Origin of the sequence: Nocardia sp. NPDC058497, assembly GCF_042720195.1 — a bacterium.
Lineage (GTDB): Bacteria > Actinomycetota > Actinomycetes > Mycobacteriales > Mycobacteriaceae > Nocardia.
This window is the reverse complement of record NZ_JBHXMY010000054.1, coordinates 5,697-18,940: the sequence shown is the minus strand read 5'-3', so window position 1 is coordinate 18,940 and position 13,244 is coordinate 5,697. Positions and strand designations below refer to the sequence as shown.

Annotated in this window: 16 protein-coding genes and 1 pseudogene; 15 read left to right on the top strand and 2 right to left on the bottom strand. The window is 69.8% G+C overall.

Features of this window, described 5'->3' with window-relative positions; all coding sequences use genetic code 11:
• Together ACFWPJ_RS06460 and ACFWPJ_RS06455 are read left to right on the top strand one after the other, a co-directional pair.
• A pseudogene (locus ACFWPJ_RS06460) lies at positions 1 to 345 on the top strand (hydroxymethylbilane synthase); the annotation flags it as partial.
• Positions 342 to 1,913, top strand: coding sequence for a uroporphyrinogen-III synthase (locus ACFWPJ_RS06455; RefSeq protein ID WP_378847928.1), 1,572 nt, complete (start codon positions 342 to 344; stop codon positions 1,911 to 1,913). The pseudogene ACFWPJ_RS06460 and the gene ACFWPJ_RS06455, both read left to right, overlap by 4 nt.
• Before the next feature lie 56 nt (positions 1,914 to 1,969).
• Here the strand turns inward: ACFWPJ_RS06455 and ACFWPJ_RS06450 are convergent, their stop codons facing one another.
• A complete protein-coding gene (locus ACFWPJ_RS06450) occupies positions 1,970 to 2,251 on the bottom strand; it encodes a hypothetical protein (protein ID WP_378847925.1) in 282 nt (93 codons plus the stop codon).
• A 223-nt stretch (positions 2,252 to 2,474) separates the two neighbouring features.
• Between ACFWPJ_RS06450 and ACFWPJ_RS06445 the strand changes: the two genes are divergently transcribed.
• The 6 genes from ACFWPJ_RS06445 to ACFWPJ_RS06420 all read left to right on the top strand — a co-directional run bounded on the left by ACFWPJ_RS06445 (position 2,475) and on the right by ACFWPJ_RS06420 (position 6,458).
• On the top strand, positions 2,475 to 3,653 hold the full coding sequence (locus ACFWPJ_RS06445; RefSeq protein ID WP_378847923.1) for a serine hydrolase domain-containing protein: 1,179 nt from the start codon (positions 2,475 to 2,477) through the stop codon (positions 3,651 to 3,653).
• Between the two features lie 42 nt (positions 3,654 to 3,695).
• Complete coding sequence (gene hemB / locus ACFWPJ_RS06440; protein WP_378847921.1) at positions 3,696 to 4,673, top strand: porphobilinogen synthase; 978 nt, start codon at positions 3,696 to 3,698, stop codon at positions 4,671 to 4,673.
• Entirely contained in the window at positions 4,670 to 5,182 is a 513-nt protein-coding gene (locus ACFWPJ_RS06435) for a hypothetical protein (protein WP_378847919.1), read from the top strand. Before hemB ends, ACFWPJ_RS06435 begins: the two co-directional genes overlap by 4 nt.
• 264 nt (positions 5,183 to 5,446) lie before the next feature.
• Positions 5,447 to 5,887, top strand: coding sequence for a hypothetical protein (locus ACFWPJ_RS06430; RefSeq protein ID WP_378847916.1), 441 nt, complete (start codon positions 5,447 to 5,449; stop codon positions 5,885 to 5,887).
• Positions 5,884 to 6,153, top strand: coding sequence for a hypothetical protein (locus ACFWPJ_RS06425; RefSeq protein ID WP_189025522.1), 270 nt, complete (start codon positions 5,884 to 5,886; stop codon positions 6,151 to 6,153). The genes ACFWPJ_RS06430 and ACFWPJ_RS06425 overlap by 4 nt, the downstream gene beginning before the upstream one ends.
• 83 nt (positions 6,154 to 6,236) lie before the next feature.
• Positions 6,237 to 6,458: a hypothetical protein gene (locus ACFWPJ_RS06420; protein ID WP_189025524.1), complete on the top strand. Its 222-nt coding sequence runs from the start codon at positions 6,237 to 6,239 to the stop codon at positions 6,456 to 6,458.
• A 64-nt stretch (positions 6,459 to 6,522) separates the two neighbouring features.
• Here the strand turns inward: ACFWPJ_RS06420 and ACFWPJ_RS06415 are convergent, their stop codons facing one another.
• Positions 6,523 to 6,906: a hypothetical protein gene (locus tag ACFWPJ_RS06415; protein ID WP_378847912.1), complete on the bottom strand. Its 384-nt coding sequence runs from the start codon at positions 6,904 to 6,906 to the stop codon at positions 6,523 to 6,525.
• 205 nt (positions 6,907 to 7,111) lie between these two features.
• On the opposite strand from ACFWPJ_RS06415, the gene hemL reads away from it, so the two are divergent.
• The 7 genes from hemL to ACFWPJ_RS06380 form a co-directional block, all read left to right on the top strand.
• Positions 7,112 to 8,452, top strand: coding sequence for a glutamate-1-semialdehyde 2,1-aminomutase (gene hemL, locus ACFWPJ_RS06410; RefSeq protein WP_378847910.1), 1,341 nt, complete (start codon positions 7,112 to 7,114; stop codon positions 8,450 to 8,452).
• 116 nt (positions 8,453 to 8,568) lie between these two features.
• On the top strand, positions 8,569 to 9,186 hold the full coding sequence (locus ACFWPJ_RS06405) for a histidine phosphatase family protein (protein ID WP_378847931.1): 618 nt from the start codon (positions 8,569 to 8,571) through the stop codon (positions 9,184 to 9,186).
• Entirely contained in the window at positions 9,183 to 9,824 is a 642-nt protein-coding gene (locus tag ACFWPJ_RS06400; RefSeq protein ID WP_378847907.1) for a TlpA disulfide reductase family protein, read from the top strand. The genes ACFWPJ_RS06405 and ACFWPJ_RS06400 overlap by 4 nt, the downstream gene beginning before the upstream one ends.
• A 56-nt stretch (positions 9,825 to 9,880) precedes the next feature.
• The gene (locus tag ACFWPJ_RS06395) at positions 9,881 to 10,048 is read left to right on the top strand and encodes a hypothetical protein (protein ID WP_355273943.1); all 168 of its coding nucleotides are present in this window, start codon (positions 9,881 to 9,883) and stop codon (positions 10,046 to 10,048) included.
• Entirely contained in the window at positions 10,048 to 10,860 is an 813-nt protein-coding gene (locus ACFWPJ_RS06390) for a cytochrome c biogenesis CcdA family protein (protein WP_378847904.1), read from the top strand. Before ACFWPJ_RS06395 ends, ACFWPJ_RS06390 begins: the two co-directional genes overlap by 1 nt.
• Positions 10,860 to 12,494, top strand: coding sequence for a cytochrome c biogenesis protein ResB (locus ACFWPJ_RS06385; protein ID WP_378847902.1), 1,635 nt, complete (start codon positions 10,860 to 10,862; stop codon positions 12,492 to 12,494). Before ACFWPJ_RS06390 ends, ACFWPJ_RS06385 begins: the two co-directional genes overlap by 1 nt.
• Positions 12,494 to 13,244 (top strand): cytochrome c biogenesis protein (locus ACFWPJ_RS06380; protein ID WP_378847899.1); only part of this gene is annotated, 751 nt, incomplete at its 3' end. The genes ACFWPJ_RS06385 and ACFWPJ_RS06380, both read left to right, overlap by 1 nt.

Genomic DNA, 13,244 nt, shown 5'->3' with positions numbered 1-13,244 from the left:
TCGCTGCTGGGTGTGCTGTGGGGGGGAGCCCCCGCGCGTTGGGGCGCCTCCGCGGCGGGCGTCGTTTCGATCGACGCGGACGGCCGCGTCTTCGAGGAGCTGTCGCTGCGAGCCTGTGCCGCCGCGATCGACGGTTCCGACGTCCTGCGCGCCTCGATCGTCGGGGCGCCGCGCGACGCCGAGGAGCTCGGTCGCGCACTCGCGCGCGATCTGCTGGATCTGGGCGCTCGCGCTTTGATGAGCGTCGCGGACGAGCCGGAACCGGAGGTCGGTTCCCCCACACAGGCGGTGAACACCCCCGCACCAGACTTCACCAATTCCAGCCCGATGGAGAACAACCGATGAGCAGCCGAGGCACCAAGAAGCAACCAGGGCGGATCCTTTTCGTCGGATCCGGCCCCGGCGACCCGGCCCTGCTGACCGTGCGCGCCCGTGAGGTGCTCGAGCGGGCGACGCTGGCGTTCACCGACCCCGATGTCGACAAGGGCGTGCTCGCGCTGATCGGCATCGCCGTCGAGGCGGGCGAGGACGGCGTGCGTCCGGTGGACGTGCGGCCGGCCCTCGGCGAGCCCGCCGAGGTGGCCAAGACGCTGATCGCCGAGGCCCGTGGCGGTCACGATGTGGTGCGCGTCGTCGCCGGTGATCCGTTGACCACCGATTCGGTGATCAACGAGGTCAACGCCGTCACCCGCTCGCACATGGTGTTCGAAGTGCTGCCCGGCCTGCCGAACGGCTCCGCGGTGCCCAGCTACGCGGGTATCGCCCTCGGTTCCGGGCACACCGAGGCGGACGTGCGCGGCGAGGTCGACTGGGCGGCTCTGGCCGCGGCCCCCGGACCGCTGGTGCTGAGCGCCACCTCCGGGCACCTGGCCGAGACCGCGAGCGCGCTGGTCGAACACGGCCTTGCCCCGCAGACCCCGGTCGCGGTGACCGTGCGTGGCACCACCCGCCAGCAGCGCACCATCGAGGCGACGCTGGCCACCCTGAACAACGCCGCCTCCGAGCTGGTCGGCCCGCTGATCGTCACGGTCGGCAAGGAGGTCGAGAAGCGCTCGAAGATGTCGTGGTGGGAGTCGCGTGCCCTCTACGGCTGGACCGTGCTTGTACCGCGCACCAAGGACCAGGCCGGCGAGATGAGCGAGCGGCTGGTCACCCACGGCGCCATCCCGATGGAGGTGCCGACCATCGCGGTCGAGCCGCCGCGCAGCCCCGCGCAGATGGAGCGCGCGGTGAAGGGCCTGGTCGACGGCCGCTACCAGTGGGTGGTGTTCACCTCCACCAACGCGGTGCGCGCGGTGTGGGAGAAGTTCGCCGAGTTCGGCCTGGACGCGCGGGCGTTCTCCGGTGTGAAGATCGCCTGCGTCGGCGAGGCCACCGCGGAGAAGGTGCGCTCGTTCGGCATCAACCCCGAGCTGGTGCCGAGCGGCGAACAGTCCTCCGAGGGCCTGCTCGCCGACTTCCCGCCCTACGACGACGTGTTCGACCCGGTCAACCGGGTGCTGCTGCCGCGCGCCGACATCGCCACCGAGACCCTCGCCGAGGGCCTGCGTGAGCGCGGCTGGGAGATCGATGACGTCACCGCCTACCGCACCGTGCGCGCCTCGCCGCCGCCGGCGGAGACCCGCGAGATGATCAAGACCGGCGGTTTCGACGCGGTCCTGTTCACCTCGTCCTCCACGGTCCGCAACCTGGTCGGTATCGCGGGCAAGCCGCATGCGCGCACCATCGTCGCCTGCATCGGCCCGAAGACGGCCGAGACCGCGATCGAGTTCGGTCTGCGCGTGGACGTGCAGCCCGAGACCGCGCAGGTGGGTCCGCTGGTGGAGGCGCTGGCCGAGCACGCGTCGCGCCTGCGCGCCGAGGGCCTGCTGCCACCGCCGCGGAAGAAGAGCCGCCGCAGCAGCAGCCGCTAGTCTGCCGAGATACCCCGAAGGCCCGCCCACCGTGGCGGGCCTTCGGCGTATCAGCGTCATCGGCTATACCGCAGCAGCGTGCGCACCAGCCGGCAGGTGGCATCCGACGGCGGGCGTAGTTCGATCTGGTCGGCGGTGCGCCGGATCGTCTCGTTGGTGGCCTGGTTCGGCAGATACACCCCGGAATCGAGGAGCGCGATCGTCAACCGCATGGCCTTGAGCCTGCGGTTGTGCGCCACGTACCAGCGGCGCGGCCTGCCCGCGGGCAGCCGCTTCTTCTCTAGCGGCACGTACGGCGCGGTGATGAACGTGGACTTCGATGCGGCAATGGCGTTCATGGCGTCCTCCCGTCGCGAATGGGTCCCGCCCCCGATCGTCGGGAACCCTCGAACACGCTTTCGATTGTAGCGAGGGGGTCCGACAAGATTCGCCGATCTCGCGCGGAAGCCATTGAGCTCCAGCGGGATTCGAGTTTATCCACAGGTTCACCGCGGCTCGTCGCCGGGCAGCTGTCGGACCGCTGTGGTCTAGTGGGCCACAGATGTCACGGGAGGAGACATGATGACGGTGGACGAGATCGGCAAGCGCCTCGATGCCCATGTCGCGGCCGATGAACTGCTCGGCCTGGCCTGGCTCGTCGCGACCGGCGACCAGGTATCGACCGGCACGGCAGGTCATCTCGACCCCTCGCGCGCCGCGCCCGTGCGCGCCGACACCATCTTCCGCATCTCCTCGATGACCAAACCGGTCACCGCGGTCGCGGCCTCGATCCTGATCGACGACGGCGTGCTCGACCCGGCCGAGCCCGTGGATCGCCTGCTGCCCGAACTCGCCGACCGCCGCGTGCTGGCACATCCGGCCGCCGAGATCACCGACACCGTCGCGGCGCGGCGGCCGATCACCGTCGACGACCTGCTCACCTTCCGGCTCGGCTGGGGTATGGACTTCGCCGACTTCTCGCCCAAGCCGCTCGACGCGGCCTGGAGCGAGCTCGGCCTCGGCTGGGGCCCACCGACGCCCGCGGAGATGCCGACCCCGGACACCTGGCTCGAGCGGCTCGGCACCTTGCCGCTGCAGTACCAGCCGGGGGAGCGCTGGCTCTATCACGTCGGCGCGCCGATCCTCGGCTTCCTGGTCGCCAGGGCCGCGGGCAAGCCGCTCTCGGAGTTCTTGGCCGAGCGCGTCTTCGGCCCACTGGGCATGGTCGACACCGGCTTCTCCGTTCCGGCGGACAAGCTCGACCGCTTCGGGCCGCACTACGCCGACCGGGACGGCACCCGCATCGTCTTCGACCCGGTCGACGGACAATGGAGCACTCCACCCGCATTCGAGGGTGGCGGCGACGGACTCGTCTCCACCCTCGCCGACTATCACCGGTTCGCCCGCATGTTGCGCGACGGCGGCGAACTCGACGGCACCAGGATCCTGTCCGAAGCGGCGGTGACCGCGATGACGCGCAATCACCTCACCGCGGAACAGATCGCGGCAGGCGGCCCGAACCCGGACGACAGCGCGGGCTGGGGCTCCGGGCTCGGCGTCCAGCTCAGCGACCTGGTGGACGGTCCGCGCGCCGGCTCGTACGGCTGGTCCGGCGGCCTCGGCTCCACCTGGTCCAACGACGGTGCGGTGACCGGCATCCTGCTCACCAACCAGTCGTGGAGCTCGGCCGGTCCGCTCCCGGTGTTTGCCACGTTCGAGTCGATCTTGGGCGAGGTTGCCCGCGCGAGCGAGGCCGCGTAGGCGCTGACGCGAGGCCGCGCGCGCAGGCGTATTCTGCGGTCTATGACCGCTTTCGACCGCCCGCGGCGGTTGCGCAGGACTCCCGCTATGCGTCGGCTCGTCGCCGAAACCACGCTCGAGCCGCGTCAGCTGGTGCTGCCGATGTTCGTCGCCGACGGGATCGATGAACCACGCGAGATCAGCTCGATGCCCGGCGTGTATCAGCACTCGCTCGACTCGCTGCGCAAGGCGTCCGTCGAAGCGGTGACCGCCGGTGTCGGCGGCCTGATGCTGTTCGGCGTGCCCCGGCCCGAGGACAAGGACGCCACCGGCAGCCAGGCCAGCGACCCCAACGGCATCCTCAACCGCGGCCTGCGCGCGCTGTCCGAGGAGGTTGGCGACGCGACCGTCGTCATGGCCGATACCTGTCTGGACGAGTTCACCGATCACGGCCACTGCGGTGTCATCGGCACCGACGGCGCGGTCGACAACGACGCCACCCTGCACCGCTACGTGGAAATGGCGCTGGCCCAGGCCGAGGCGGGCGCCGATCTGCTCGGCACCAGCGGCATGATGGACGGCCAGGTCGGCGCGATCCGGCGCGGGCTGGACGCGGTCGGGCGCACCGACACCGCCATCCTCGCCTACGCGGCCAAGTACGCCTCCGCCTTCTACGGCCCGTTCCGCGAGGCCGTCGGCTCGTCGCTGGAAGGCGATCGCCGCACCTACCAGCAGGATCCGGCCAACCGCCGCGAATCGCTGCGCGAGCTCGATCTCGACCTCGCCGAGGGCGCCGACATCGTGATGGTGAAGCCGGCGATGTCCTACCTCGACATCCTGCGCGACGTCGCCGATCGCTCGACGGTCCCGGTGGCCGCCTACCAGATCTCCGGCGAGTACGCGATGATCACCGCCGCCGCCGAGCGCGGCTGGATCGACCGCAGGGCCGCGATCCTGGAGTCGCTGATCGGCATCCGGCGGGCGGGCGCGGACATCGTGCTCACCTACTGGGCGACCGAGGCTGCACACTGGCTGTCGTGATCGTTCCACCGCACAAACCCGAAACCCGCCCGATGCCCGAAGACGTCGGCACCGCACGCCAGCTGTGGTGGGCCGTCTCCGGGCTCGGGGTCGTGTACACCGGCGCCGGGATCGCCACCATGACCGGGCAGCGCGACGAGCTGAGCAAGCAGTTCCTCGACGAGATGCACAAGTCGGATCCGAACTTCCCTGCCTCGACCGTCGACGTGATGGTGCTGGTCGCGTTCGTGCTGACGGCGATCGTCGGACTCGTGCTGGCCGGGGTGACCGTGCTGATCGCCCAGCAGCTCGCCCGCGGTAAGTCGTGGGCGCGCACGGTGCTCACGGTCGTCGCGGTCTGGCTCGGTCTCGGCGCGGTCGCCACGATGTTCGCCTTCACCGGCGACACCTCGGTGGCCACGATGATCGCCGGTGGCACCGCGATCGTGCAGGGCGTCCTCGCGGTCGGCGCCGCGTATCTGAGTTACCGGCCGGACTCCACCAAGTACTTCCAGCTGAACCGCCGGTGAACGTGAGATAGACCCCCGTCGTCTTGGGCCGCCGGCTCGCCGCAGTGTAGGGTGAGCATGGTCACAGTGATTTGGGGTACTCACTGTGACATAGCCGGTAGGGAGCCGGCGGAGCGGAGGCAATGATGCGCGTGGTGATCGAGCAGCCACACAGCCTGCGACGCGATCTGTTGGTCATCGGATTGATGGTTCTGCTCGCTGTCGTCACCATCGCTCTCATCCTGTTGCCGAGCCTGGTCGGCTGATCCTCCGGCGCAGTTCCCCATGGTGTTGTTCTCCGAGCCCGGCGCGCGATGGCGCGCGGTCACGTACGGCCCGGTGCTCTGCGCTGTCATCCTGCTGGTGGAATGGCTCACGGGTAGCACCCTGCACTGGTTCGCCCTGGGGTTCTGCGCCGTCGCCATCGGCGGCTTCACCGTTGTCCAGGTGATCGCGGGACGCACCCATGGCCGGGTCGAACTGACCGACTCCACGCTGCACCAGGGTGTCGAATCGCTGTCGCTGGCCGACGTCGCGGCCGTGCTCCCCGCCGAGGACGACGACGCCGCGCAGGCCAGTCCGCTCGGCGCGCTCAGCGGCGTCCCGCGCCGTCGCCGCGGCATCGGCTTGCGCCTGGTAGACGGCCGGATCGTGCAGGCGTGGGCGATCGACCACACCGGCCTGCGCACCGCATTGAGCTCTGCCCTGGCAGGATCGCAAGGATGAGACGCTGGATCGCCGCCGCGCTGTTCGAGCTCGGCCTGGCCGTGCTCTGCCTGGCCGGCGCGGCGTACAGCTGGAGCCATGCCCGGCGCACGACCGAATACGTCACCGCCGACGATCATCCCGCGTTCGAGGCCGTGCGCTACGTGCCACCGCTGCTGATCCTGGCCACCGGGCTGGTGATCCTGGCCGGTGTCCTCGTCATCGATGCCGTCGCCAGGATCGTGACCGGGTATGTAGCGCCGCGCGTTACCGAAACGATGCACTGAGCGAGGCCGAATTTCGATGTGCGCGTTGGGGTTCGGCGCGGATGTCGACGCTCGCGCAGCGGGCAGTGCACGGAGGAACACCGATGACCAAGCTCACCGCAGGATTCTGTACCGCGGCCGCGGCCGTGGCGGCGATCGCCCTGGCGGCGGCCCCCGCCCAGGCCGCTGGCCTGCCACTGACCCCCATGGTTGCCGAGCCGGCCGCCGGTGGCTTCGCCCCGGAGACCGGCTCGAGCGGTATCTACAACGGCATCATGTGCCAGCTGCACACGATCTCGGCCGAAGTTCCCTGCATGTACACATAGCAGGCATAGGCGCGAAGCGTTCGTCAGTCTTTCGCGCACGGCCGGAGCGAAGGCGGAGGTACGCCTAATTCCAGTGCTGGTAGACGTCGACGACGCGGCCGCCGCGCGTGCCCGGCGCGTTCAGGTACACGGTGACGGTGCCGTCGGGATGGCTCGCCGCCTCCGTCACCACCTGACGCAGGGTGGCGCGGATGCCGCCGTCGGCGTCGCGGTGCAGATTCGTGTCGCCATGCAGGCCCGCGCCGATCCGGTTGGCTGGCACGAACATCGCGATGAGCGCCGGAACCGGACCGGCGCCGAGCGCGACGGTCTCCTCATGGCTGAGCTGGGCGCCGATCCGATCCGGCTGGGCCTGCGGCGCGAAGGCGGTGGCCGAACCCGCGCCGCAGATCACTGCGGCCGCGACGAACCCCGTACCCAGGGCAGTGCTGGTGACGCCGAAACGCATGAAATACCCTTCCGCTATCGCTGAGTTCCCACCGCTCAGTGCCTGAGCAGCCCGCAGCGTAGCCGCAGGCCAACGCGCCTTGATCGAATTCATCAGCGTCTGGGGGCGGCGTGTCGGGCGTGTCGCCGGTGGGTCGCTGCGGTCTGGGTCACTGTGCTCCACCCTGTCGTCCGGCGCGCGGAGGCGAGCTGAGAGACTGGAATCCGTGAGTTCTTCTCCGACCAGGCCGGGTCAGTCGCGGGTGCCGGTTTCCGCCCAGCTCTTCGAGCGGGCTGCTTCGGTGATCCCGGGTGGTGTCAATTCCCCGGTCCGTGCGTTCAATTCGGTCGGCGGAACACCCCGGTTCATCGCCTCCGCCAACGGCTGCACCCTGGTCGACGCCGATGGCAATTCCTATGTCGATCTGGTCTGTTCGTGGGGCCCGATGATCCTCGGCCACGCGCACCCCGCGGTCGTCGAAGCGGTGCAGCGGGCCGCGACGGGCGGGCTGTCGTTCGGCGCGCCGACCGAGGCCGAGATCGAGCTGGCCGAGGCGATCGCCGCGCGGGTCGAACCGGTCGAGCGGGTGCGCCTGGTCAACTCCGGCACCGAGGCCACGATGAGCGCCGTGCGGCTGGCTCGCGGCTGCACCGGCCGGACCAAGATCATCAAGTTCGCCGGCTGCTACCACGGCCACGTCGACGCGCTGCTGGCCGACGCGGGCTCCGGCGTCGCGACGCTGAGTCTGCCGACCTCGCCCGGCGTCACCGGCGCGCAGGCCGCCGACACCATCGTGCTGCCCTACAACGACCTCGCCGCCGTCGCCGTGGCGTTCGAGGCCAACCCCGGCCAGATCGCGTGCGTCATCACCGAGGCCGCCGCGGGCAATATGGGCGCGGTCGCGCCGCTGCCCGGTTTCAACGAGGGCCTGCGCACGCTGGCCCACGACAACGGCGCGCTGCTGATCATGGACGAAGTGATGACCGGCTTCCGGGTCAGCGCGTCGGGTTGGTACGGCCGCGAGGGCGTCGCCGGTGACCTCTACACTTTCGGCAAGGTGATGAGCGGTGGCCTGCCCGCCGCCGCGTTCGGTGGCCGCGCCGAGATCATGAACAGCCTCGCCCCGCTGGGCCCGGTCTATCAGGCGGGCACCCTCTCCGGTAACCCCGTCGCCGTCGCGGCAGGCCTGGCGACGCTGCGCGCCGCCGACGCCGAGGTGTACGCGGCGCTGGACCGTAATGCCGATCGGCTCGGCTCGCTGTTCGCGAAAGCCCTGACAGAGGCCGGTGTCGAGCATCAGGTCCAGTTCGCAGGCAATATGGTGAGCGTGTTCTTCGCCGACCGCCCGGTGACCGACTATGCCGCCGCCAAGGCGAGCCAGACCTGGCGTTACCCAGCCTTCTTCCATGCCCTGCTCGACGCGGGCGTGTACGCGCCGCCGAGCGCGTTCGAGGCATGGTTCGTCTCCGCGGCGCTCGACGAGGACGCGTTCGACCGTATCGCCGCCGCTCTGCCCGCCGCCGCCCTCGCGGCCGCGGCCGCAACCCCCGAAGGATCCCCAGCGTGAGCTCCGACCAGCCCGACGCAGAATTCGCCACCCCGGTCGACGGTGACGAGGCGCCCCATCCCGCGCCCGCCGCCGCACCGCCCGGCCTCGACGACGACCCGTCGACCGTCGAAACCATCGTGCATGTGCTCCGCCACGGCGAAGTGCACAACCCGAACGGCATCCTCTACGGCCGCCTGCCCGGTTTCAGCCTCTCGGTGGCAGGCCGCTCGCAGGCAGGCGCCGTTGCCCGCTCGCTGGCCGACCACGACATCTCCCTGGTGATCGCCTCCCCGCTGCAGCGCGCCCAGGAAACCGCGGCCCCGATCGCCGCCGCCCACGACGTGATCGTGCGCACCGACGAGAACCTGATCGAAGCGGGCAACACCTTCGAGGGCCTGCGCGTGTCCGTCGGCGACGGCGCGCTGCGCAAGCCGCGGCACTGGTGGAAGCTGCGCGACCCGTTCACCCCGTCGTGGGGCGAGCCGTACCTGCAGATCGCGCATCGCATGCTGGCCGCGGTCAACAAGGCCCGCGTCGAGGGCGCCGGTCACGAGGTGGTGCTGGTCTCGCATCAGCTGCCCGTGTGGACGCTGCGCCGGTTCCTGCAGGGTCAGCGGCTCTGGCACGACCCGCGCAATCGCCAGTGCTCGCTCGCCTCGCTGACCTCGCTGGTCTACCACGGCGATACCCTGGTCGACATCGTGTACTCCGAACCAGCGGGCGCCTCCGACCCTTCGGTTCACGGCGCATGACACGCGCCACCACATCGGTCTCCGTCCGCAGCCATCCGCTGCGGGCGGTCACTGCCGTCGTGTCCGCGCTGCTGGTGATCGTCGCGGCCGCTGGCTGTTCGACAGGTACCGATGCGGTGGCTACCGGTGGCGGCACCTTCGAATTCGTCTCGCCCGGTGGTAAAACCGATATCTATTACGATCCGCCCGCCTCGCGCGGCACGATCGGCACGCTCTCGGGGCCCGATCTGATGAACGAGGGAAAGACCGTCTCGGTCGACGATTTCCCGAACCAGATCGTGGTCGTGAACCTGTGGGGACAGTGGTGCGGCCCATGCCGCGCCGAGTCGCCCGCACTCGAAAAGGTCTACGCGGCGACCAAAGACAAGGGCGTCGCGTTCCTGGGAATCAACGTCCGCGACCACCAGCGCGACAAAGCCCAGGACTTCGTGGTGGACAACAAGATCGAATACCCGTCCATCTACGACCCGTCGATGCGAACCTTGCTCGCCCTCGGCGGAAACTTTCCCACCAGTGTCATTCCGACCACGTTGATCCTGGATCGTCAGCACCGGGTCGCCGCGGTCTTCCTTCGCTCGCTATTGGCAGAAGATCTGCAGCCCGTGGTCGAGCGCATCGCCGCCGAGGAGAAGCAGTGAGCCGTCGTCGTCCCGGAAATCTGACCGCGTGTCGCCCCCGCCAGGGTGCCCGCCGCATGGGAGCGGGGTGGACCGTCGACGATCGCTGGGCGGGCATCGCGACCGTCCCGCGCAGCGTGGCCGGTGCGGGCCTGTTCGATTTCGGTCCGGCCGAGCCGGCCGAGACCGAGCGCACCCTGTCGTTGCCCCGCGACGAGCAGCGTGACGAGGACACCTCCGAGTGATGGTGCTCGCCGCAGTCGGGGATTCCTTCCAGGCGACCGCGGCATCGGGTCCGTTGCTGTTGGCGCTGGGTGCCTGTCTGCTCGCGGGCCTGGTGTCGTTCGCTTCACCGTGTGTCGTGCCGTTGGTGCCGGGGTACCTGTCGTATCTGGCCGGGCTGGTCGGTGCCGAGGCGCCACCGGCCACGGCCGCGCAGGCAGGTGTCCTGACCGCGCAGCGCCGCAGCGCGAAGATGCGCGTCGCCGGTGCCGCCGGACTGTTCGTCGCCGGGTTCACGGTGGTGTTCGTGCTGGCCACGGCCACCGTGTTCGGCGTCATCGGGACCCTCAACGTCAACCGGGAACTGCTGCAGCGCATCGGCGGTGTGGTGACGATCCTGATGGGTCTGGTGTTCATCGGCCTGGTGCCCGCGCTGCAGCGTGACACCAGGATGGAGCCGCGCAGGTTCACCAGCATCGTCGGCGCGCCCCTGCTGGGCGGGGTGTTCGCGCTGGGCTGGACGCCGTGTCTGGGCCCGACGCTGTCCGGGGTGATGGCGGTGTCGGCCGGTACCGAGGGCACGACCGCGGCGCGCGGTGTCGCGTTGATCGTGGCGTACTGTCTCGGGCTCGGGCTGCCGTTCGTCGTGCTGGCGTTCGGGTCGGCCGGTGCGTTGCGCGGGGTCGGCTGGTTGCGGCGCAATTCGCGCACGATCCAGGTAGTCGGGGGTTTTATGCTCGTCGCCGTCGGCGTCGCGCTGGTCACGGGGGCATGGGATCAGTTCGTCAGCTGGGTGCGTGACGCGTTCGTCTCCGAGGTGACTCTCCCGATCTGATGACTGACACACTGACTACTCCGACCACCCCCACCCCGCCCGTCCGGCAGTCGTTGCCGGGCCGTGCCTGGGCCCTGGTCCGCAATACCTGGCGCGGCCTCACCAGCATGCGCACGGCCCTGGTTCTGCTGTTCCTGCTGGCGCTGGCGGCCATTCCGGGCGCCCTGCTGCCGCAGCGCAGCCTGAACGCGCAGAAGGTCGACCAGTACATCGCCGACCGCCCGACCCTTGGCCCGTGGATGGACCGGTTCGAGCTGTTCGACGTGTTCGGCAGCTTCTGGTTCACCGCCATCTACGTGCTGCTGTTCATCTCGCTGGTCGGCTGCATCCTGCCGCGCTGCTGGGACCACTACAAGGCGCTGCGCACCCCGCCGGTCGCCGCGCCCCGCAATCTCGGCAGGCTGCCGCATCACTTCGGCGAGACCGTCGACCGCGATGCCGACGAGGTCGTCGAGCGGGCGCGCGGACAGCTGCGCGGCTGGCGCGTCGAGGTGCGGCCGGGCAAGCGCGACGGCGAGGTGACGCTGTCCGCGGAGAAGGGCTACCTGCGCGAGTTCGGCAACCTGGTGTTCCACCTGTCGCTGGTGGGGCTGCTGGTCGCGATCGCCCTGGGCAAGCTGTTCGGCTACGAGGGCAATGTCATCGTGATCGCCAACAACGGCCCCGGCTTCTGCACCACCTCGCCCGCGGTGTTCGACTCCTTCCGCGCGGGCAACACCAACGACGGCACCGGCATGACGCCGCTGTGCATCAAGGTGAAGGACTTCAAGGCCGACTACCTGCCCACCGGCCAGGCCGAGATGTTCCGCTCGAACATCGAATACCAGGCGGGCCAGGACCTGAGCACCGACACCTGGCGCAGCACCGAGCTGCGGGTGAACCACCCGCTGCGCGTCGCCGGTGACCGCGTCTACCTGCAGGGCCACGGGTTCGCGCCGACGTTCACCGTCACCTTCCCGAACGGGCAGACCCGCACCGAGACCATCCAGTGGCGGCCCGACGACGCCCAGACGTTCCTGTCCAGCGGTGTGCTGCGGATCGACCCGCCCGGCGGCATGTACGCCACCGACGAGGAACGCCGCCAGAACCAGATCGCCATCGAGGGCCTGTTCGCGCCGACGGCGATGTTCCACGGCAGCCTGCTCACCTCGTCGTTCCCGACGATGGACGACCCGGCCGTCGCGGTCGACATCTACCGCGGCAACACCGGCCTCGACACCGGGCGCTCGCAGTCGCTGTTCTCGCTCGACCCGGAGATGATCAAGCAGGGGCGCCTCACCAAGGAAGCGCGGGTCAACCTGCGTCCGGGTGAGTCGACCACGCTGCCCAGCGGCGTGAAGGTCACCTTCGACGGGGCCGAGGAGTTCGTGAACCTGCAGGTCTCGCACGACCCCGCGCAGCAGTGGGTGCTGGTGAGCGCGCTGACGATGATGGCCGGTCTGCTGGTGTCGCTGCTGGTGAAACGCCGCCGGATCTGGATCCGGGCGTACCCTGCCGAGGCCGCGGCAGGTACCGTGGATCAACGACGGACCGTAGTAGAGATGGGCGGTCTGGCCAGAAGCGATCAGGCGGGCTGGGGCGGCGAATTCGACCGGCTGCGCGCGCGGGTACTGGACGCGGAAACGGAGAACTGATGCCGATCGACGAAACGCTGTCGCGCTACAGCGACTTCGCCTTCATGTCGGCCATGGCTGTCTATGCCCTGGCGACGGTGCTGCTGCTCGTGCAGTACGCCTCGGCGCGGGCCAAGCAGGTCGCCGCGCGTGAACTGGTCACCGCGGGCGCGCCCGCCGACCCGTCGCTGCCCGGCCGTATCGAGACGCCGGTGTCGAAGCCGACCGCCGAGCGCCTCGGCAATATGGCGTTCGCGGTGCTGCTGGTCGGCGCGGTGCTGCATGTCGGCTCGATCGTGCTGCGCGGGTTCGCCACCCACCGCTTCCCGCTGGGCAACATGTACGAGTTCACGACGATGGCCACCGCGGCCGCCGTGGTGATCGGCCTGTACTTCCTGCGTGACCAGCGCTACCGGTCGATGTGGGTGTTCCTGCTGGTCCCGGTGCTGATCCTGATGTTCCTGGCGGGCACGATCCTCTACGCCGACGCCGCGCCCGTGGTCCCCGCGCTGCGCTCGTTCTGGCTGCCCATCCACGTCACCATCGTCAGCATCGGCAGTGGCGTCTTCCTGGTATCCGGCGTGGCCAGCCTGCTGTACCTGTACCGCATGCGCCAGCCCGCGGGCGAAGAGTCGAACAACATCTTCGGCACCATCGCCCGCCGCCTCCCCGACGCCCGCACCCTCGACCAGCTCGCGTACAAAACCACCATCATCGGCTTCCCCCTCTTCGGCGCAGGCGTCATCCTCGGCGCCATCTGGGCCGAAGCCG